This is a genomic window from Pseudoalteromonas sp. Z1A2, from assembly GCF_011378755.1.
GTDB lineage: Bacteria > Pseudomonadota > Gammaproteobacteria > Enterobacterales > Alteromonadaceae > Pseudoalteromonas > Pseudoalteromonas distincta.
This window is the reverse complement of record NZ_WTKX01000004.1, coordinates 1-20,776: the sequence shown is the minus strand read 5'-3', so window position 1 is coordinate 20,776 and position 20,776 is coordinate 1. Positions and strand designations below refer to the sequence as shown.

Here is a 20,776-nt window from a genome sequence, read left to right as displayed (position 1 = left end):
CAATGTCGACTTTGTTTGGTCACGCAGATCACTCATTGTACTCAAATGGGATGACGTTTTTACGTCGTCCTATGGTGCAAAACATTAATGCAATTGATGCAGACGTAGTGGTTTTAGGCTTACCGTTTGATTTAGCGACCTCGGGCCGCCCTGGTGCGCGCTTAGGCCCTGATGCAATTCGTCGTGCATCGGTTCATTTAGCATGGGAAGACACTAAATACCCGTGGACGTTCCCGTTGTTTGAGCGCTTAAAAGTGGCAGACGCAGGGGACTTTACTTACCCTGTCGGGGATCCTGAGTATTTTACTGCGCAACTAGAAATGGCTGCGGATCAAATACTTCGCCAAGGTAAAACACTATTAGGTTTAGGGGGCGATCACTTTGTAACGCTTCCGCTATTACGTGCTCATGCAAAAATACATGGCAAAATGGCGTTAGTGCATTTTGATGCGCACACCGATACTTATAGCAATGGCTCGCGATTTGATCACGGCACTATGTTTTATCATGCACCAATGGAAGGGCTGATTGATGTTGAGCACAGTATACAAATAGGTATTCGTACCGACTTTGATCAAAGTAAACATGAGTTTGCTGTGATTGATGCAATGCAAGCCAACGATTTACATGCTAATGATATTGCAGCGCAAATACTTGAGCGAGTAGGTGACCTACCTGTTTACTTAACGTTTGATATAGATTGTTTAGACCCTGCGTTTGCGCCTGGTACAGGCACTCCTGTGTGTGGTGGTTTAACGTCAGATAAAGTACTTAAAGTACTGCGTGCGCTAAAAGGCATAAACATGGTGGGTATGGATGTGGTAGAAGTATCACCTTCGTACGACCAAAGTGAGCTTACCGCAATTGCTGCAGCAACCATTGCGAGCGAATTACTGCATTTGTGGACGCATAAAAATAAGTACTAATTTTATAAATTTTGTACTACAAAAAAGGGTATGCATTTGCATACCCTTTTTTATTTAGAGGTATCGATTATTCAACTGCTCAATTTCTTTTAACCAAATAACGCTTAGCCCAATAAGCGGCAGGTTAGTAGTTACAGGGTTAAATGCTTCAATAAGCAATTGTGGCTGCATTACAACTACAGCAAGTAAAAGCCCCATAAGCGCCAATATATTTAAAGCTACCAAATGCTTATGTTTATAAAACACAAATAAACACAAGCCAAATATAATTTCGCCGACTCCCGCTGAACGTGTAATTAAGTCAGACACTTCGGCTGAAAAACCCGCACTACCAGTCATTAATTTTTCAAGCGGTGCAATATGATAAAGCTTTGGAAAAAAGCCGTGGTATATCCAACTTAAACTCACTATGATGCGAGCAAGTTGAATATAACCGCGATTATTTTCTAGCATTGTCAATACGCTCTTGTGCACTTGGGTGGCTAGATAAGTACTCTAATAAGTCATTTACTTTTTCTAGGTGTCCGTTTTCGCTGGTATGGCTTTCTTGCAGCGCTTCTATTGCATCAGCAAAATCATTACTCGAATACCCAAGTGACTCTAATTGAGTGAGTGCAAAGCTATCTGCCTCGCGTTCCATATCTCGTGAAAACCCTTGCTGAGCAAACGATGCACCAGTACCTAACGCAACCTCTGCAACTCCTTCTAAATCACCAAATACAACCGCTAACACAATTGTACTTGCGGCAGATTGTGCTGTAATACGTACGCTATGCTGGTGGACTACATGGCCCATTTCGTGTAGCAATACCGCTTTTAGTGCATTGGGTTTATCGGCAAGTAAATTTGCTAAATCATCTGTGACCACGATACGGCCATGGGGTAGTGCAAACGCATTAGCACCAAAGCTGTCGGATTTATAAAACGATAATCTATACACCGATTGATCAAGCGATAAAGCATTAAGCATACTTGTAAAATGCGCTTGTACTTTAGTTTGCTGCTCTGCGGGCAGCTCACTTGGGTCAAGCGCAATCTTTTTAATTAGTGTAAAACTTTGCTCCCCCATTTGTTCTACAACATTACGTGGCAGGGTATCAACACTGTAAACAGCAATGGCGGGTACTGCTTTATAAAGTACTAACCACATAAAAAGCGGTGTAAATATTACTGCGGCTAAAATTGCCCATTTACTTTTTTCAAGGCGTTCCATTACGTGGTCGTTATTTTCTTTAAATGGCCATCTGTAACTTACATCTTGAGGAATAAAACGACTGCCATCTTCAAAGTTTAGTTCGTCGGCAAGTCCTGCCATCCCCGAACTTAATTTTAGACTTGAGATTGCGTGGCGAGCTATAACGTGTTCATCGTTGATAACCTCAATGTGTGTGTCGCTAATAGTGGCAACACACACTTGATAGTTACTCGATACGATGGGGAAAAAATGTCCCTTTACATGCATGGTGAGCTCTTAAGTTATAGAAAGGTCAATATCAAATACGTTTGCAGCTTCTTCAGCAAATGATGATTGCTGTTCTTGCGCGGTATCGATTAGGTTTAATGCGCCAGGGTAAATAGTAACGTTAGTTACATCAGCGAGCATTTTTGATGTACGTACTTTTGTCCATGGGTATGCAAGGCCTAAAGAAAATACAATAGCCAACATATTAGTGAGTAGTAAAACTGCGAAAGGAATGGGTTTTAGCTCTGATTTAAATGTAGCAACGCCTTCAAAATGGCTGTTATCAAAAATGTGATTTCTAATAGCGGCGTGCCATACAGCAGAAACAATGGCAATCATTAGCACATAGGCAATCATCATAAAGATAGGAAGCATAACCATCGCTGCAGAGTTTTCTAAATTTTGTTGGTTTTCAATATCTACTAAGTTGAGGCCAAATAATCCTAAAATCCCCATAAATACCACCATGGTGATAGAGCTCACTACAAAGCAAATAAGCGCTGTTAGGTAATAGGTTTCGCCTTTAAGATTTACAGTAAGTGGTTTATCGCCATAACTAATATTGCTATGGATATAGCTATCAATACGTTTTATAACGTAAGGCATTAATAAATAAAGCGTAAATATGCTGGCAATAGGTAAAAGTATAAAGTTAACAAAGGCTTCGCCATAGCTGCCTTTAAAAGCAAAGCGAACATTACGATGGCGGGTCATGCGCAGATTAAAACGTAAACCTTGGTTAATAATCCATGGCATTAAAAAGATAAAACCAAGAGCAATAAATAGGCCTAAAATAGGCATAAAGCTAATTGAGAATGTGTAAATAAAAAATACAACAACCGCTAAAATCCGACCTTTTAAAATTTGTATTGGTGTTGCCAGGTAGTCAAAACTATGGCCATCTATACGGGTGTGGCCGTAAAAATAGCGATGCGTACGTACTTTAGCCCACGCCGAATATATGCCAAGCGTAATAACGCTAAGTAATATATTTACAATCCAAATTCCAAAAAACTCACCACCTTTACCACTAAATTGCACTTTTCCGCTAAAAATTGGTTCAGCAGGTTCATTTATTGGTGGGGTTGTTTCAGATGGGGTAGGGTGTATTGATTCCATTAAATTATATCCATGTTGTTTTTTGTTAATTTACCCATTTTTAGTGCAAAATTCAATGTTTATAATTATCCAACCCTTCTGCAAACAGCTATAAATAGGCGTTTTAAATATTGAGTTAAATACTCTAATACTTTTTTATAAATAAACCTCGCTGGTTTATTTATTTGGCTGGTAACTGGGGTCTTTAGCTTATTAATATGCGATTTAGCTACTATACATACTTAGTGCTGCTTAAATGTAATGGCATTAATTATGTATTAAGCACACCTACGTACAATTAAGCTAATTGATTTATATGCCAAAATAATAGATTGTAAGAGTAGTGCGGATGTAAATTTATTTAGGTTTTACAGCTTTTATCATCGCTTTAAATAACATTAGGATATTTATTATGTTCCAAGCAGTCGTGTTAGGGGGATTAGAGTTTAGCCCGCTGATTGTTTACTTCCCAATAGCATTTATTTTAACGGCGTTGACTCGTTTTGCTTTGCATCGACTAGATTGGCATGACCGTATTTGGAAAGTGGCTTGGTTTGAGGTGTCACTATTTGTTTGTTACTTGGCACTCGCCGTCTATTTATACCAATTTGCTTAATTAATTGAGCTATTTTGAGGTAAGAAAACCGTGTCGATAACAAGGCAAAAATTTCGTTATTTAGTTGTTCTATATCAGAAATTTTTAACACAGTTAGCGTCAGGTTTAAGCCCTCAAATTACTCAAGTATTATTGCGGGTTGGTATTACTAAGTGGAAGATAAATTGAATGATTAAATATCTGCGTATTACTTTTACTATCTTGGTTGTTATAGCTGCGGTTTTTGCTGGGCGTTGGGTATGGACTGACTACATGCATACTCCTTGGACGCGTGATGGGCGTATTCGAGCCGATATTGTCACGGTTGCTCCAGACGTGTCGGGTTGGGTAACTGCTTTAAATATTAAAGATGGTCAAAACGTACAAAAAGGCGAAGTACTTTTTAATGTTGATAAAAAGCGTTATCAAGCAGCGCTTGATAAAAGTAAAGCAAACACAGAAAACGCATTGTATACATGGGAACTTGCTAAACATAAATACGAAAGACGTGTTGAGCTAAACACTCAACAGGCAATTAGTGAAGAAACGCTAGAATCAACACGTATTAATACTAAAATTGCTGAGGCAAATTATAACCTAGCCAAGACAGAGCAAACAATTGCGCAGTTAAATGTTGACAGAACTAAAATTGTTGCGCCTGCATCAGGGCAAATAATTAATTTGAATTTACGCCAAGGTAACTATGTTGCTCAAGGCACACCTGTTTTTGCTATTGTTCAGTCAGATTCATTTTATGTAACGGGTTACTTTGAAGAGAGTAAAATACCGCTTATTTATCCTGATCAAAAAGCTAAAATAGCCCTTTTAAGTGGTGGTAAGCAATTAACAGGGCATGTAGTGAGTGTAGGTAAAGCCATTGCAAATACGAATACACAAAGTAACGGTCAGCTTTTACCGCAAGTGCAACAAACATTTAATTGGGTGCGTTTATCACAGCGTATACCTGTTGATATTAAGTTAGATTCGTTGCCCGAAAATACACAGCTTAGCGCAGGAATGACCGCCACTATACATCTCGCTACACGTTAAGGGGAATACAGTGGGCGTTGTATTACAAAATTTGTTTTTTCCTAAAAAACAGGCAATTATTTTTGCGACTAAGGGCGTTATAGCCATGGTGATGGCGCTCACTATTGCTATGTCGCTTAATCTTGAAAGGCCTTATTGGGCGTTAGTCTCGGCTATTTTTTTGCAATTACGCCCGCAAAGCGGATTGGTTATTGAAAAAGCAATATGCCAAATAATAGGCACCATAGTGGGCGGTTTATTTGGCATATTGCTTTTAACTCAGTTAATTCTCTACCCTTATTTAGCGCTCGGTGCACTGGCATTATGGTTGGGGGTGAACTCTTCGTTATCGGCAATGGTACGCCAAGCAAACTTTGTGTATGCGTTTGCTATGGCCGGTGTAACAGCCGCCATTATTGTGCTTTTAGTCATGGTTACTCCGGCAATGGTGAGCAGCCAAAGTATATTTGATATTGCACAAGCGCGAGTAAGCGAAATAATAATAGGTTCTGTATGTGCTGGGCTTGTGAGCCATCTATTTTGGCCTGTAAAGGTTAAACATTTACTACAAGTACAAGCGCGGTCGGTTATAAATCAAACGTTACATTATTTAGTTATTGAGCTTGATTCTAAGGGCTCGCACGAAAACCGTCACCAGCAAATAGATGGCATTATGGCAACATTGGGATCAATAAACGAAGATTCCAGCGCAGTAAGGTACGAAGGACCAAAAGGTCCAGGGCGCTCGCGTGCTGCAAACCAGTTGTCGCAAAAAGTACTTTCTTTATTGGCCTTAATTCAAATAATTGGCCGCCTACAGCGAAACCACGAAGACCTTATTACACCAACTTTAGATAAATTAATAAGTAAACTTAAGCACGTATTTGCGCAAATTAAAGAGTCTGACGATTTTGATTACTGCGCCGAACAAGTTAAAACGCTGCGTAAAGAGCTAACCGACTATAGAGCAAATACGGTGTGTGATTCGCCATTTGAATCTCACATGCTCAATGTGAGCTTAGAAGTAGCAGCCGACTTAACAATTTTACTACGCGCATACAGAGCGTTAGAAGAGCGTGATAAAACATTATTAAATGCACCCAGTATGCTTACATATCGCGACCCATTAGCTGGCATTATTGTTGGATTTAGAACTGCTTTGGTATTTTCTATCGGCGCATTTATTTGGATTAATACAGGCTCTTCTGCTGCATTATTAATTATGATTTTACCGGTCATATTTTCGATAATGTTGGCAAGAATACCGTTAGCTATTTTACAGGTGGTAATAAAGCGTTTATTGGTAGGCGTGGTGGTTGCTGCTATTGTAACTATTTTTTACGCACTCAATTTATTATCACAAAGTGGTGGGCAATTAGAAATATTGCTACTTGTATTAGCAGGGCCTTATTTTTTGGGTTTACTGCTGCTAGCTGATCAACAAACATTGCCATATGGCTTGGGGTTTTGTATCCCATTTACGATTTTGGTAAGACCCAGTACCGATATGAGCCTTGCGTTTTCAATCGATTACACACTTAGCTCTGCAATGGCAATCTTTGCGGGGGTGAGTATTTTATTTTGGATTTTTCAGTTATTTACAGGACCAAGTGTACAATTACTTGTTCATCGTGTTTTTAAGGCCACTTATAAAGATTTACTCGAAATAAATAACCATCCAACCCCAAGTATTTGGTATAACCGCCGCATGGCCGATAGGTTAATTCGCCTAACTAATTACGATCAAGGTTCACACTCACGCGTAATTACTGATCTTGCACTAACCGCTCTAAACTTAGGGCATGCGTCGGTTCGATTAAACTCAATTTGTGAAAATTTGGCTGGTAATACAAAGCTAAAGTATTTAAATGAGTGGCAGCGTACGTTAGCCGATGCATTTATGTTGGCAACCAAGGGCAAATTTAATAATAAGTTTAAGCAAGCGTCAGATAATCTTTATGGGGAATTGGCTCAGACGGTGGATGATTCAAATCAATTAGAAGCAATAAAAGGCATGTTTATTCGCATTAATCTGACCTTTGAAAGAAGTGCGAGTAAGATAAATTAGCCCCATTCGCTGCTTTTCGAGTTCAGATGTTATAGTGAAATCTGTTATACTTGCTGGATAATTTTATGGGGCTGTTATGATTTCAAAAAACCAACTCAAACTTATTCGCCAACTTGGCCAAAAAAAGTACCGAAAGCAATATAATCAATACCTTGTACAGGGTGAGAAAAACGTACTTGAGTTATTAAACAGCCCATTAAATGTGGTTAATATTTTTGCTACAAACGAATTTATAAATGCGTACCAAGGTAAGTATCCGCAAGCTAACTTTGTTGAAGCTGATGAAGAGACCCTCACCAAAGCCAGCACCCTAGTTAGCAATAATGCAGCCATTGCTATTGTTGATATGCCAAAGGCAGCTTTACCACAAGCAAGTGGCTTAATACTCGCACTTGATGGCGTATCAGACCCTGGTAATTTAGGCACAATAATAAGAGTGGCAGACTGGTACGGTATTAAACATATAGTAACTAGCACCGACAGCGCAGACGCTTACAATCCAAAAACAATTAGCGCCACGATGGGCTCATTTGTAAGGGTATCGGTAAGCCAAGTAGATTTACCTGATTACCTACAGTCTTTAAATTTACCTGTTTACGGTGCTTTTTTAGATGGGCAAAGCGTGCATAAAACCCAATTTACGGGCTCAGTCGTTTTACTAATGGGCAGTGAGTCGCATGGAATACGCGAGACATGTGCAAAGTTGGTAACTAATAAAATCACCATCCCCGCTTTTGGTGGTGCAGAATCGCTTAATGTTGCAATGGCGACCGGTATTATTTTAGATAATTTTAAACGACAAGCTTAACAATTTAACTGTTAATGAGTTAAATTGTTCGTAATCAATAACAATAATAATCGGTAATAACAATAAGATGCGCTTAAGCACTATTAAATTAGCGGGCTTTAAATCGTTTGTAGAGCCCACTAAAATTCCATTTCCTGATCAAATGACGTGTGTTGTTGGCCCCAATGGCTGTGGCAAATCTAACGTTATTGATGCTGTGCGATGGGTGCTAGGTGAAAGCTCTGCTAAAAACCTGCGTGGCGATGCCATGACCGACGTTATTTTTAATGGCTCAACTAATCGTAAAGCCATATCACAAGCCTCTGTAGAGCTTGTTTTTGATAACGATAAAGGTGGTCCCTCAAATACATTTGCCGATCGAAACCAAATTGCTATTAAGCGTTTAGTAACGCGCGACGGGCAGTCACTGTATTTTTTAAATGGCAGTAAATGCCGTAAGCGCGATATTACCGATATATTTTTAGGCACCGGCCTTGGTCCGCGTAGTTACGCAATTATTGAGCAAGGGATGATCTCGCGCTTAATAGAGAGTAAACCACAAGAGCTGCGCGTATTTTTAGAAGAAGCCGCTGGCGTTTCTAAATACAAAGAGCGTCGCCGCGAAACACAAACACGTATTAAAAGCACTCGCGAAAATCTTGAACGTTTGTTAGATGTGCGTAAAGAGCTGCAAAGTCAGTTAGATAAATTGGCTGTGCAGTCGGTTGATGCAAAAAAATACCGCGAATTAAAAGCACAAGAACGTACGCTAAAAGGCCAAATTGCCGTTTTAAAATGGCAAAAGTTACATCAGCACCAACTTGAAAAAAGCGCCCAAATAAAAAAACTGAACGATCAAATTTCTTTTTTTAAAACTGCTAACTCAGGGCATGACGATGTACTTGCAAGCCTAGAGGGGCAAGTACAAGCCCAGCAAGATAAACTAAGCGATGCACAGCATCAGCAACATGTTATACACACCGAGCTTACCCGCGCGGAGCAACAGCAAATAAATGTAAAGCAACAAACTCAAACGCTTAAACAAAATTTAATTAAATTACAGCAACGCCAAATTCAAAGTGCTGAGGTAAAATCGCAGCAGCAAATTGTGTGCGAGCAACTTAATGAAGCTCTGCAAGAGGCAAGTGAGAATGCCTTAATATGTGAAGAGCAAGTTAGTGGGTTAACGCATGAACTTGAGGAATTATTAGCACTTAAGCAGCGCCACCATACTCATTGGCAAGCTTTGTGTGAGCAACAGCAACAGCTTAATAATAATGTGCAACAACATAGTAGCCACATTAAACAAACTCAGCAGCAAATTGATCATGTTAACGAGCAAATTGATCAGTTAACTGTCCAGCTTAGCGAACTACAAAGTAGTGATGTAGAGCAGCAGTTAATACAGCAAACACAGCAAACACAAACATTAACTCAAGAACTTGCCGCTAAACAAACAGCGCACACGCACTGTAGCGCTAAGCTTGAAGTGCAAAATGAGCGTGTTAATAACTCACAAAAGCAATATTTGACGCTTACTCAAACAATAAACGAGCTAAAAGCCAGTATTACAGGGCTTAAAAGTACATTAGGGCTTGATGAGATAAGTGAGCGTACTAATAGTTTGTTTAATCAGCTAAGTGTTAAAGCAGGCTTTGAGCTTTTAATAGAGCAAGCACTTAAATCTTTAGAGCATTTAAATGTAAGTGAGAAGCAAGCTGATAACAGTGTGTGGCCAAATAGTGATAAACGCATGCCAGCAAATAGCTTAGCTGCATGTATAACAAGCGGTGTTTATCCAGAGCATTTAGCACGTATTGCTTATAGCGAAAGCGGTGATTTAGCAATACTAAAAGATAGTTTTTATACAGCCGTTATGGATGAAAACGGTGCTTTATATGGTCGTAACTGGCATGTAAGCGCCGATCGCAATGTTGAAAACTCATTGCTTTTAAAGCATAAGCAATTGCAGGACAAAGCTCAGCAGTTAACCAATGCCGAGGATGAGCTACAACAAGTAACACACACTCGTGATGAACATACAGCTGAGCAAATAAAATTAATTAACGAACAAAGCGAGCTAAAAGAAGCCATACATGAGCTTGCGCAAAATATAGCGGTAGCCAGTACGCGCAGCGATATGCTCAAACAGCAAGTAGCGCACTTTAAGTTACAACTAGAAAAGCTACAACAACAAAAACAGCAATTAACAAATCAGCTTTTACAATTAAATACCGTGCTTGATGAGCAAGTAGCGCAATTTGAAGTGATGAATGAGCAGCAACTTAACTTAGCGGATGAAATAGACGCTGCAAATAGCTTGCGCTCACAAAGTGATAAAAGTTATAGCGAAGCATTACGCATGCTTGAGCAATATAAAACACAAGCACATAAGGCAACGCTCTCAGAGCAAAAGGCACGCAGTGAATGGCAGTTAAGCCAAACCAAATTGAGCCATGCGGAGCAAGAGCACGTTAGTGCATCAGAAGGTGCGCAAGAACTACTAAATGAAATAGAAGAGCTGCTGATACCAGAGCAAGAACTTAGCGATAAAATTACGCAGCTCTTAGCACAGCATCAAAAAGGTGAGCAGGCATTAGTATTGCTACAAAAAGAATTAGCTCAGGCGAAAGAGAGCTTAAACACTAAGCAAATAAGCCTTAAAAATTCACAAGGTGAGCTGGTGGGCTTGCAAGAGCAGCACCAAAAGCTAACAATTGAAGAGCAAAGCTTAGTAATAAAAGCGCAAGTTGCGCTTGAGCCATTAGAAGAGTTGAAACAAAGCTTAAAAGCAATACTTGATGAATTACCAGATTCATTAAATTTAAGTGCAGCACAAAATCAGTTAACAGGATTTACTAATCAGCTAGATAAATTAGGTGCAGTAAACTTGGCGGCAATAGAAGAGTTTGATTTAGCCAAAGCACGTAGTGATTATCTTGAAAATCAATTAGATGATTTAACAAAAGCGTTAAGCACCCTTGAAGGTGCAATTCGTAAAATTGATAGTGAGACCAAAACACGCTTTAAAGCGACGTTCGATCAAGTTAACGAAGACTTTGCTGAGCTATTTCCTAAAGTTTTTGGTGGTGGGAGCGCGTATTTAGAATTAACCAGTGACGATTTACTCGAAAGTGGTGTTAGTATAATGGCACGACCACCGGGTAAGAAAAATTCAACAATTCATTTGTTAAGTGGTGGAGAAAAAGCGCTGACCGCATTATCATTAGTGTTTTCTATATTCAGGCTCAATCCAGCTCCTTTCTGTATGCTGGACGAAGTAGATGCACCATTAGATGATGCCAACGTCGTGCGTTTTTGCCGTTTGGTTGAAGAAATGTCACAATCAGTGCAGTTTATTTATATTAGTCATAATAAAATTGCGATGGAAATGGCAGGTAGATTAACAGGTGTTACTATGGCAGAACCTGGCGTATCGCGTATGGTTGCTGTAGATATAGAGCAAGCTGTGCAACTTGCACACGCATAAATTTTTATGACAAGTGTATTAGTTTTTCATTAATATACAGGTTTTAGGCATATCAAATAATAAAAGGTGAGGGGATGGCCGAACAATTAAGATGGGTTTTAATCGTTATCAGTGTAATTGTCATTGGTGGTTTATTAATACATGGATTGTGGTCAGTTAGAAAAAAAGACCGCCCAGAAGTATCGGATAATGAACGGGTTGAGCCATTACAACAAAGCGCACCAGCTTCATCTAAACCGTTTCGTACTGAGGCTGAGCCAAAAGAGCCAATGCAAGACGAACGTGATGAGCCACAATTTGGCGAGCTTAACTTTGATGCAAATGAGCCGCAAATTGATACAAGCGTGCCAGAAACACCGATTGAAGATGACTTAGAAATAGTTGATGATCTTGAAACAAAAGATCAAAGTGCTGAAGAAGCGCCTGCTCAAATGTCTGACTTTGTTATTGTGCATATTCAAATGCCAGAAGAGCTTAGTATGCAGGGCAGTAAATTATTACCAGCAGTTAATACTTTAGGTTTTAAATATTCTGAGGAAGGTTTTTTTAATCGCCACTTAGATCCGGCTGGCCAAGGCCCTGTTTTATTTAGATTAGTAAATATGTATAACCCAGGTACGTTTGATATTGATAATATGGAACAGTTTAGTACCGCTGGGGTAAGCTTATTTATGACGTTACCGTGCGACGGCGATGGTCTAGCGGCATTTAATATGTTGCACAGCGCAGCTAAAAAGTTAGCGGATGAATTTGGTGCACAAATTTTAGATGCTGAGCGAAATGAAATGACAGTAGAGCGCATCAGGCAATATGTTGAACAGGTTCGTTCTTTTTCAGCGTAAATAACGCATACATTATATTTTTATAAGCCACTGGACGGTGAATCGTCAAAGTGGCTTTTTTTATGTTTATTGAGGTTTAAATGTCTAGCAGCATTAGTGAGCAAATTAATCATCTTCGTACTACATTAGAGCAACACAACTATAACTATTATGTGCTCGACACCCCCAGTATTCCTGATTCTGAATACGATAGGTTATTACGCGAACTAAGCGCACTAGAGATGCAGCACCCTGAATTTTTAACCGCCGACTCTCCGACACAAAAAGTAGGCGGTGCCGCATTGAGTAAATTTGAGCAAGTAGCGCACCAAGTGCCCATGTTATCGCTTGATAACGCGTTTAGTGAAGAAGAATTCACTGCGTTTAATCGTCGTATAAAAGAGCGCTTAATGAGTACTGATGAGCTTACTTTTTGTTGTGAGCCAAAACTTGATGGATTAGCCGTATCAATTATTTATCGTGATGGTGTGCTTGTACAAGCGGCTACGCGAGGTGATGGTTTTACCGGTGAAAACATTACTCAAAATGTTAAAACCATTCGTAATGTACCGCTTAAGTTACGTGGTGATTACCCAAAAGAGCTTGAAGTGCGCGGCGAAGTATTTATGGACAGCGCTGGCTTTGATAAATTAAATACTGAAGCGCAAAAACGCGGTGAAAAAGTATTTGTTAACCCGCGTAATGCAGCCGCGGGGAGTTTGCGTCAACTCGACTCTAAAATTACAGCTAAACGCCCACTCATGTTTTATGCCTATAGTACCGGGCTTGTAGCTGATGGCAGTATTCCTGATGATCACTATCAGCAATTAGAAAAGTTAACTGACTGGGGGTTGCCACTGTGCCCAGAAACAAAATTAGTTGAAGGTCCTAAAGCCGCGCTTGAGTACTACAGCGATATTTTAACGCGCCGTGGCGAGCTTAAATATGAAATTGATGGCGTAGTAATAAAAATAAACCAAAAGGCCTTACAAGAGCGTTTAGGCTTTGTGGCACGAGCTCCCCGCTGGGCTATTGCGTATAAATTTCCGGCGCAAGAGGAAATAACCCAACTACTTGATGTTGATTTTCAAGTCGGTCGTACTGGCGCCATTACACCGGTTGCACGTTTGAAGCCTGTTTTTGTGGGTGGCGTTACCGTATCAAATGCAACGCTTCATAACAGTGATGAAGTTGCACGTTTAGGCGTAAAAGTAGGTGATACAGTTATTATTCGCCGTGCTGGAGATGTAATCCCACAAATAACGCAAGTTGTACTTGAGCGCCGCCCTGATGATGCCACAGATATCGAATTTCCAGTAACTTGTCCTATTTGTGACTCTCATGTTGAAAAGGTTGAAGGCGAAGCTGTCGCTCGTTGTACGGGTGGGCTTGTATGTCCTGCACAACGCAAACAAGCAATTAAACACTTTGCGTCACGCAAAGCGCTGGATATAGACGGCCTTGGCGATAAAATTGTTGATCAGTTGGTAGACAGAGAGCTTATAAAAACGCCCGCTGATTTGTTTATTTTAAAACAAGGACATTTTGAATCACTTGAACGCATGGGACCTAAGTCAGCCAAAAATTTAGTAACAGCCCTTGAAGAGGCGAAAGGGACTACGCTTGCTAAGTTTTTATATTCATTAGGTATTCGCGAAGCAGGTGAGGCAACAGCACAAAATTTAGCTAATCACTTCCTTACCCTTGAAAATATAATAAATGCCAGCATTGATAGTTTAACGCAGGTAAGTGATGTAGGCGAAATAGTTGCAACGCATGTTCGTGGCTTTTTTGATGAAGAGCATAATTTAGCAGTTGTTAATGCGCTTATAGAGCAAGGTGTAAACTGGCCAGCGTTGAGTGCACCTTCTGAAGAAGAACAACCGCTTGCTGGGCTTACTTATGTACTTACTGGTACGCTAAATACGCTTAATCGTAATGACGCAAAAGCACGCTTACAGCAACTAGGTGCTAAAGTATCTGGTAGCGTATCAGCGAAAACTGATGCGTTAGTCGCGGGTGAAAAAGCGGGTTCAAAACTGACTAAAGCCCAAGATTTAGGTATCGACATACTCACGGAAGATGAATTAATTGGGCTGCTTAAAAAGCATAATGGTTAGGACGCAACAATGAGCCGATACGGTCCAGAATATTGGGATAAGTACGGAAGTTACCGAACTCCTATTGCATTTAATTTAAGTTTGCTTGTGCTATTACGTGGCTATTTTATTTGGGTGATTGCGGCTTTAAGTCGCAGGCCTGAACTTGATTTAATGTCGTTATTTTTTAAAAATAAAAATGATTTTTTTATTGCAATAGCAATTGGAAGTATCGCAATAATACCGACTATTTTATTTTGTTTACGCAGACCACGAGATTCACACAGTGCAAGCGATAAGTTAGCAAAAATATGGCGGCATATGCGCTGGCCCCTTATTGTATGTGCTGTTGTTGATTTAACATGGTTAAGTATTCAAGCCGCGCATAGCCATTATCGATTTTCATCATTTTTAGCAGTACAAATGATGATTGTTTTATGGGTATTGTGGTATTTGGTGAAAAGCCGTTATTTAACCGTTTTTTTTAATGATTGGCCTGAGCCGACAGAAAAAGCATCAGAAGAAAAAAAGCGACTTAAAAGGGATTAGTTGTGGACGCTGTAAATAAAAAAATAGCGATAGCTATATCGTTAATAGGGTTAGTGCTTATTATTTTAATGATTAGCACTGAGCTTTTAGAGTTTATGTGGTTTAAAGCGCTATTTGGGTTGTGGGTATTTGTTTTTTGCTCAAGCGTTTATAGGCTAACGCCCTTATTTAAATCAAGAAACAGGCTAGAGGATTTTATTCAGCGAGATGCCCAACATTTACTACTTTTTAGTTTGATGGGATTTTTTGATAAAAAGCATGGTCCAGATTGGTTAGTTATTGAGAGTATTGAACGCATAACGACAAAGGATGATGAGCTAATAATTTATAGTAATAACGAGCGCCAAATGAGTGTTAGTTTACCTGTAAAAAAAGCAGAGCTAGATAGTTTTATTAAACGAATACTTACCGACTCAGAAAAACAAAATATTACCTTTAGCTGAGGAGATTACCTTTAAAATTGAACGAGTTTTAGTTTTAAACGGTCAACACTCTTTAGCTGATCTTTAGTGTATTAAATAACGTAATAATTGACCGTACTTCTTATAAATTTATTAAGTACGGTTAATCAACTATTCAATGAGGCTATTATGTTGAAGTGGAATGATGTTATTAACTTTGCCACTAACGGCAATCCTACCCCAAGTAAAAAAGTAGTCAAAACTGACGAGCAGTGGCGGATGCAACTATCAGAAGATGAATATTACGTAACACGTAAGAAAGGAACAGAGCGCCCAGATAGCTCGGGTAGTTGTACATTACTCGAACCTGGCAAGTATGTGTGTATTTGCTGTGATAACCTATTGTTTGATGCCGATGAAAAGTTTGATAGTGGTACTGGTTGGCCGTCATTTACGCAACCTGCGACAATTGAAGCGATTGGTTATGTAAACGATACAAGTCATGGTATGGAGCGCATAGAGGTGGTTTGTAACGTGTGCGATTCGCACTTAGGCCATATTTTTCCAGATGGACCATTACCAACAGGTTTACGTTATTGCGTTAATGCTGCAGCAATGAAAAAGCTCTAATATTTTATTTACTAGCGCTTTGAATATCTAAATTCATTTCTTTTGCTATATGCAAAATCTTATCTAAACGCTGCGTCTGATCTGCTTGTAATTTAGTTTTATCAAGAAGGGCGTAGCATCTTCTAGCAAGATCCATATTAAATGAGCTGCCAGATTGCTTGGTTGAATCAAATAGGCACTGTAATAAATTAAGTGCAATACTCTGATTGCGAGGCATGACTCTAAACGCTTGCGTAAAAGCTTCCAGCGCAGTATTTAACTGCCCTTTATTAAATTGATTAACGGCATGGTTATTAAGCTCTTTTGGACCCATTTTAATATCGCGTCGCTCACTTTGTTGCTGCTGAATATAACGCAAGTAAGTTGTGTCGCTAACTGCAGGGTGTCTTTCACAGTGGCTAATTATTTGTGTGAATAAGGTTTGCGCCTTCTGATGAAACCCCAGTTCATGAAATGCTTTTGCTTTATCAAGTGCTCCATCAACCGATCGGATATGAGTATCGTCGTCATCAAGCTGCTCAATTAGTTTTTTCGCTTTTTGATGCTCGTCTTTTAAGTAATGAAGTCGTGCATTAAGTACATCAATTTGAGCTTGATTTGCATTATTAGGAAACTGTTTTTTTAAATCATTAATGTACTGATTTGTTTGTCTAGAAATTCGTTGAATTTGATCAGTTTGATCAGTCGTTAACGCAAAGTCGATACCGGCACGTGCTGCATTCAAATATACATCGGGGTGGTCGTGTATTGAGTGCTTTGCAAAGGAGGCTATATCTTTTTGAGTTAAATAGCTTTTTTCGTAGTCGTGATTAATTAGCGACACATTACTTAACGATTTTTGGCGTGTGATGTTTCGCGGTGCAATGTCTGCTGCTTGACTTAAAAAGCTTTGTGCTAGCTCAAACTGATTTAGCTTTATTTCTAATCTGCCCAACAAATCAAGGGCTACTAAACGAGTTTCTTGGCGCTCTAACATTGTCTTGAGCATTCGCTGCGCCAAAATATGTTCGTTATTCGCTATAAGTGCCTCTACTAAACCTACTTTTGCCCAAGCAAATTTTTGAATATCGAGAACAGACTTAAAAAAGTCTTTTGCATCTTGAGCACGCTTTAAGCGAAGTAGGGCATCGCCTTTTAAGCGAAGTAGGATAGGACTGTAATTATTATTTTTTTTATCCAGAGCGGTATCAATAAATTTAATAGCTTTTGAATCGTTACCATCATCAATTAATGAATACACTGTTTGTAAGTCGTGTTTACGCTTTAAGATTCGTTCAATGCGTGTTTTAAGCTCTTGTACTGTAAAAGGCTTAACTAAAAAGTCATCTGGCTGCAGCTCAAGAACACTATGAACGAGTGAGCCACTTGTTTCTGCTGAGATAAAAATAAAGCCAGTCGAACTTTTTATGAGCTGCTTTACACGTAGCTCTTCATAAAGCTGGTAGCCATCTTGGTGTTTGTTTAAGTTGAATGAGCAAACTATTAGATCAAATTCTTCACTTAAACACTGCTCTTTTGCAGAGTTTGCATGATCAGCAAAGCGCAACTGCCGAAAGCCAAGCCTTTCTAACGATTGTTTCATATAGCTTTGAGCAAGTGGCTGCTCCTCTACTATAAGTATTTTTGCTTTTGAATAGATCTTAGTTGGCATTGGCTTAAGCGTAATTGTATTTAACACAGACTATAATCAACAGTTTAACTCCTTACAAGGGAATTTAAATGATAGCTGTATTTATTAGGTACTTAACTTTGCCTAATACGTTTATCTAACTACGAAAGTACTGAGCCGAATAACATAATTAAAAACCAAATAAGTAAAATGGAAACGCTATATTTGATGAGTGCTTTGATATGGAAATTTAGATTTTAATAAAAATATGAAATATATTTAAGGTAAAAAGAGGAGTTAAACGTATTTAATATGGGAAAAAGTTATTACTAGAGAAATTGTTTAATGGTATTTATATGTGGTGGGTGATTACTTGGCTTGATACCAGTGACCCTCGCCATTATTTGTAAAGGGTAGTGATGCTCTTTTTCTTACGGCTAAGTTAATTACATACGATTTTTATATTGAGTTTTTATAAAGTTCTTAAATGTATTTAATATGAAAAGAAAGAGTTATTACTAGAGAAGTTATCTGATGGTATTTATATGTGGTGGGTGATACTGGACTTGAACCAGTGACCCTCGCCTTGTAAGGGCGATGCTCTCCCAACTGAGCTAATCACCCACATATAATAGGTATGCCTGTTATTTAATTCTTTATTATCAATTAACCGCTTGATGTAATTTGGTGGGTGATACTGGACTTGAACCAGTGACCCTCGCCTTGTAAGGGCGATGCTCTCCCAACTGAGCTAATCACCCAAATTACATTTTAATATGCACCATTCTAGGAATGGTGGGTCGTACTGGACTTGAACCAGTGACCCTCGCCTTGTAAGGGCGATGCTCTCCCAACTGAGCTAACGACCCATATTAAATTTTAAAACGCGACTATTGATATAATAATAGGTTTATATGTGGTGGGTGATACTGGACTTGAACCAGTGACCCTCGCCTTGTAAGGGCGATGCTCTCCCAACTGAGCTAATCACCCACATATAAATTAAAACGCTACTATTAAAATAAATAGTACTGGACTTTAACCAGTGAACCTCGCCGTTACTTGTAAATAGCGGTTATGCTCTCTTTTTCTAACTGAGCTAACGACCCATTTAGATTTTTTGTAATATGCACCATTTAAAAAATGGTGGGTCGTACTGGACTTGAACCAGTGACCCTCGCCTTGTAAGGGCGATGCTCTCCCAACTGAGCTAACGACCCATATTACATGCTACTACCGATATAGATAGTACTGGACTTTAACCAGTGAACCTCGCCATCTTTTATAAAAGGCGGTGATGCTCTCTTTTCTTGTAACTGAGCTAACGACCCATATTACAATTTTAAAACACGACTATTAATATAGTAATAGGTTTTATATGTGGTGGGTGATACTGGACTTGAACCAGTGACCCTCGCCTTGTAAGGGCGATGCTCTCCCAACTGAGCTAATCACCCACATATAATTTAAAACGCTACTATTAAATAAATAGTACTGGACTTTAACCAGTGAACTTTGCCGTTACTTGTTAGTAGCGGTAATGCTCTCTATTTTCTAACTGAGCTTATGACCCATATAGAATTTAGATGTGAACACTTTAACTAAAAAGTGGTGGGTGATACTGGACTTGAACCAGTGACCCTCGCCTTGTAAGGGCGATGCTCTCCCAACTGAGCTAATCACCCACATCTAAACAACATTGCATTGCTGCGTTGTTGTGGGGCGCTATTATAGATAGAGTTGGAAATGTGTCAACACTTGAATGATAAAAATGTGCTGAATGAAGGTTTTATAAACAATAGGATATGGTTGAAGTCTATTTTATCATCAAATTTGATATTGCAGTTCAATTAAGCACCTAAAAGTGAGTAGGGAATTGTATTTTATTAACCTTAAATTTAGTTTTACGATACTCATTGTTTTTTTACTGGAGTCGTTTTTATGATTATGAGCAAGATCGATTAATATTAGGGCGAGTTATTTAGTGAATAGAGTGGTCCTTTAAAAATGAATTTAATCTAAACTTCCCAAAATAAATGCTATTTCAGCATTCTAAACTCTATTTTTGTACTTACTTTATTTTTATAAGCCAACCTAGCCATCTCGTAAATACGTATTCCTCGCTACTAGCTTCGGGTTAAGACTAAATAGATCACATATAACTAGGGCGTGTTGACCTTTGTGGATTCAAATTTGTTCAATCTAGGGACGATTAAATCGCGGCGCGAGGTTTGTAACCTAGTGGGCCAAGTAAAAGCCGAGCAAAGCTTCCGCTTCACCCACCAAAGATCAACGCGCCTTGAAGTTTTATACATAGAATTACGAAGCAACAGTGCTCTTTTAAAAATGCTCTTCAAACAATAATCGAATTTTTTAGTACGAGTTACGCTGGTTATTAAGCAAGTAAAGGCTGCGGGTACTCTCAAACCCACATTTAAGTTTTGGTTATTATAAGCAATTGTAACTTTTAAAAGATTAAGGCGATTGGCGGGGCCTTAATTGGTAGTTTATAGATAAGTTTAATTTGCATATAAATGTATACCTTTGCTTTGATGCAATTTTGTTGCATTAAATAGGGGAGTAGGGTGTTGTTAAGTATTCGCTGCAATATAGTGATGTTATTATAAGCAGTAGGGCTAGAATCTTATTCAAATTGTATTTTTTAGCACGCTTGATAGCCAGTTTGTTGAAAATTAAACCATTTAAATAAAGCTAGGTAAAAAACTGTTGACTTTATTTTGGGTGGTGCATAGAATGCGCCCCGCACTAAGCGATACACGATGTGTTTATCACGGCGGGTATTGATTAAGTTGGGGCCATAGCTCAGCTGGGAGAGCGCTTCGCTGGCAGTGAAGAGGTCTGCGGTTCGATCCCGCATGGCTCCACCAAAAATTAGTGTTTTGTCCTAGGGTAGCAGTTTTCTGTGTCCCCATCGTCTAGAGGCCTAGGACACCGCCCTTTCACGGCGGTAACAGGGGTTCGAATCCCCTTGGGGACGCCACTTAACTTTTATTAGTTAAAGGCGGTTTTACCGAGAAAATAGCGTCACAATTAAAGCTCGAGTCTTTACTTGTATTAAACGCAATTACCTTAAAGCTCATGATGTGAGTTAAACTTATCAACTGTCCTAGTGACACATTTATGTGTCCCCATCGTCTAGAGGCCTAGGACACCGCCCTTTCACGGCGGTAACAGGGGTTCGAATCCCCTTG

At 39.2% G+C, this 20,776-nt stretch carries 15 protein-coding genes and 9 tRNA genes; 13 read left to right on the top strand and 11 right to left on the bottom strand.

Going from position 1 to position 20,776, the window contains the following annotated elements; genetic code table 11:
* Positions 1–2: 2 nt before the first annotated feature.
* Positions 3–926, top strand: a complete 924-nt coding sequence (speB, locus tag GQR47_RS04425; protein ID WP_024597470.1) for an agmatinase — start codon at positions 3–5, stop codon at positions 924–926.
* Between the two features lie 54 nt (positions 927–980).
* Here the strand turns inward: speB and GQR47_RS04420 are convergent, their stop codons facing one another.
* Genes GQR47_RS04420 through GQR47_RS04410 form a run of 3 tightly spaced genes read right to left on the bottom strand, consistent with a single transcriptional unit; the run spans position 981 to position 3,507 of the window.
* Positions 981–1,379, bottom strand: a complete 399-nt coding sequence (locus GQR47_RS04420) for a DoxX-like family protein (RefSeq protein WP_024597471.1) — start codon at positions 1,377–1,379, stop codon at positions 981–983.
* Complete coding sequence (locus GQR47_RS04415) at positions 1,366–2,388, bottom strand: M48 family metallopeptidase (RefSeq protein ID WP_024597472.1); 1,023 nt, start codon at positions 2,386–2,388, stop codon at positions 1,366–1,368. The genes GQR47_RS04420 and GQR47_RS04415 overlap by 14 nt, the downstream gene beginning before the upstream one ends.
* 9 nt (positions 2,389–2,397) lie before the next feature.
* Positions 2,398–3,507 (bottom strand): YjgN family protein, encoded by a 1,110-nt coding sequence (locus GQR47_RS04410; protein ID WP_024597473.1) that lies wholly within the window; start codon positions 3,505–3,507, stop codon positions 2,398–2,400.
* A 391-nt stretch (positions 3,508–3,898) separates the two neighbouring features.
* On the opposite strand from GQR47_RS04410, the gene GQR47_RS04405 reads away from it, so the two are divergent.
* The 10 genes from GQR47_RS04405 (at position 3,899) to msrB (ending at position 15,955) form a co-directional block, all read left to right on the top strand.
* Complete coding sequence (locus tag GQR47_RS04405) at positions 3,899–4,102, top strand: DUF1656 domain-containing protein (RefSeq protein ID WP_024597474.1); 204 nt, start codon at positions 3,899–3,901, stop codon at positions 4,100–4,102.
* Between the two features lie 168 nt (positions 4,103–4,270).
* Complete coding sequence (locus GQR47_RS04400; RefSeq protein ID WP_138489375.1) at positions 4,271–5,131, top strand: HlyD family secretion protein; 861 nt, start codon at positions 4,271–4,273, stop codon at positions 5,129–5,131.
* A 10-nt stretch (positions 5,132–5,141) separates the two neighbouring features.
* A complete protein-coding gene (locus GQR47_RS04395) occupies positions 5,142–7,178 on the top strand; it encodes an FUSC family protein (RefSeq protein WP_165723586.1) in 2,037 nt (678 codons plus the stop codon).
* Positions 7,179–7,254: 76 nt separating this feature from the next.
* Positions 7,255–7,986 carry an RNA methyltransferase gene (locus tag GQR47_RS04390; RefSeq protein WP_024596340.1) on the top strand — a complete coding sequence of 244 codons (732 nt, stop codon included), beginning with the start codon at positions 7,255–7,257 and terminating at the stop codon, positions 7,984–7,986.
* 67 nt (positions 7,987–8,053) lie between these two features.
* Complete coding sequence (locus GQR47_RS04385) at positions 8,054–11,455, top strand: AAA family ATPase (RefSeq protein WP_024596341.1); 3,402 nt, start codon at positions 8,054–8,056, stop codon at positions 11,453–11,455.
* Between the two features lie 74 nt (positions 11,456–11,529).
* A complete protein-coding gene (gene zipA / locus GQR47_RS04380; RefSeq protein ID WP_024596342.1) occupies positions 11,530–12,297 on the top strand; it encodes a cell division protein ZipA in 768 nt (255 codons plus the stop codon).
* An 80-nt stretch (positions 12,298–12,377) separates the two neighbouring features.
* On the top strand, positions 12,378–14,396 hold the full coding sequence (ligA, locus tag GQR47_RS04375; RefSeq protein ID WP_024603437.1) for an NAD-dependent DNA ligase LigA: 2,019 nt from the start codon (positions 12,378–12,380) through the stop codon (positions 14,394–14,396).
* A gap of 9 nt (positions 14,397–14,405) precedes the next feature.
* A complete protein-coding gene (locus GQR47_RS04370) occupies positions 14,406–14,924 on the top strand; it encodes a DUF2919 domain-containing protein (RefSeq protein ID WP_138489372.1) in 519 nt (172 codons plus the stop codon).
* Between the two features lie 2 nt (positions 14,925–14,926).
* The gene (locus GQR47_RS04365; RefSeq protein WP_024596815.1) at positions 14,927–15,367 is read left to right on the top strand and encodes a hypothetical protein; all 441 of its coding nucleotides are present in this window, start codon (positions 14,927–14,929) and stop codon (positions 15,365–15,367) included.
* A 147-nt stretch (positions 15,368–15,514) separates the two neighbouring features.
* Positions 15,515–15,955: a peptide-methionine (R)-S-oxide reductase MsrB gene (gene msrB / locus GQR47_RS04360; protein ID WP_002958586.1), complete on the top strand. Its 441-nt coding sequence runs from the start codon at positions 15,515–15,517 to the stop codon at positions 15,953–15,955.
* A 4-nt stretch (positions 15,956–15,959) separates the two neighbouring features.
* On the opposite strand, the gene GQR47_RS04355 is transcribed toward msrB, so the two are convergent.
* The 8 genes from GQR47_RS04355 to GQR47_RS04320 form a co-directional block, all read right to left on the bottom strand.
* Positions 15,960–17,606 carry a response regulator gene (locus tag GQR47_RS04355; protein WP_029753297.1) on the bottom strand — a complete coding sequence of 549 codons (1,647 nt, stop codon included), beginning with the start codon at positions 17,604–17,606 and terminating at the stop codon, positions 15,960–15,962.
* Positions 17,607–18,112: 506 nt separating this feature from the next.
* Positions 18,113–18,188, bottom strand: a tRNA-Val gene (locus tag GQR47_RS04350).
* A gap of 61 nt (positions 18,189–18,249) precedes the next feature.
* Positions 18,250–18,325: transfer RNA gene (locus tag GQR47_RS04345), tRNA-Val, on the bottom strand.
* A gap of 32 nt (positions 18,326–18,357) precedes the next feature.
* Positions 18,358–18,433: transfer RNA gene (locus tag GQR47_RS04340), tRNA-Val, on the bottom strand.
* Positions 18,434–18,481: 48 nt separating this feature from the next.
* Positions 18,482–18,557 (bottom strand) — tRNA-Val (locus tag GQR47_RS04335).
* 151 nt (positions 18,558–18,708) lie between these two features.
* Positions 18,709–18,784: transfer RNA gene (locus tag GQR47_RS04330), tRNA-Val, on the bottom strand.
* Positions 18,785–18,945: 161 nt separating this feature from the next.
* Positions 18,946–19,021, bottom strand: a tRNA-Val gene (locus GQR47_RS04325).
* A gap of 152 nt (positions 19,022–19,173) precedes the next feature.
* Positions 19,174–19,249, bottom strand: a tRNA-Val gene (locus GQR47_RS04320).
* Between the two features lie 1,127 nt (positions 19,250–20,376).
* On the opposite strand from GQR47_RS04320, the gene GQR47_RS04315 reads away from it, so the two are divergent.
* Positions 20,377–20,452 (top strand) — tRNA-Ala (locus tag GQR47_RS04315).
* Between the two features lie 37 nt (positions 20,453–20,489).
* Positions 20,490–20,565: transfer RNA gene (locus GQR47_RS04310), tRNA-Glu, on the top strand.
* Positions 20,566–20,776 lie beyond the last annotated feature (211 nt).

Excerpts from the sequence above, each read along its gene's own strand:
- speB (WP_024597470.1), top strand. The coding sequence starts at position 3 with ATGTCGACTTTGTTTGGTCACGCAGATCACTCATTGTACTCAAATGGG.
- GQR47_RS04420 (WP_024597471.1), bottom strand. The coding sequence starts at position 1,379 with ATGCTAGAAAATAATCGCGGTTATATTCAACTTGCTCGCATCATAGTG.
- GQR47_RS04415 (WP_024597472.1), bottom strand. The coding sequence starts at position 2,388 with ATGCATGTAAAGGGACATTTTTTCCCCATCGTATCGAGTAACTATCAA.
- GQR47_RS04410 (WP_024597473.1), bottom strand. The coding sequence starts at position 3,507 with ATGGAATCAATACACCCTACCCCATCTGAAACAACCCCACCAATAAAT.
- GQR47_RS04405 (WP_024597474.1), top strand. The coding sequence starts at position 3,899 with ATGTTCCAAGCAGTCGTGTTAGGGGGATTAGAGTTTAGCCCGCTGATT.
- GQR47_RS04400 (WP_138489375.1), top strand. The coding sequence starts at position 4,271 with ATGATTAAATATCTGCGTATTACTTTTACTATCTTGGTTGTTATAGCT.
- GQR47_RS04390 (WP_024596340.1), top strand. The coding sequence starts at position 7,255 with ATGATTTCAAAAAACCAACTCAAACTTATTCGCCAACTTGGCCAAAAA.
- GQR47_RS04385 (WP_024596341.1), top strand. The coding sequence starts at position 8,054 with ATGCGCTTAAGCACTATTAAATTAGCGGGCTTTAAATCGTTTGTAGAG.
- zipA (WP_024596342.1), top strand. The coding sequence starts at position 11,530 with ATGGCCGAACAATTAAGATGGGTTTTAATCGTTATCAGTGTAATTGTC.
- ligA (WP_024603437.1), top strand. The coding sequence starts at position 12,378 with ATGTCTAGCAGCATTAGTGAGCAAATTAATCATCTTCGTACTACATTA.
- GQR47_RS04370 (WP_138489372.1), top strand. The coding sequence starts at position 14,406 with ATGAGCCGATACGGTCCAGAATATTGGGATAAGTACGGAAGTTACCGA.
- msrB (WP_002958586.1), top strand. The coding sequence starts at position 15,515 with ATGTTGAAGTGGAATGATGTTATTAACTTTGCCACTAACGGCAATCCT.
- GQR47_RS04355 (WP_029753297.1), bottom strand. The coding sequence starts at position 17,606 with ATGCCAACTAAGATCTATTCAAAAGCAAAAATACTTATAGTAGAGGAG.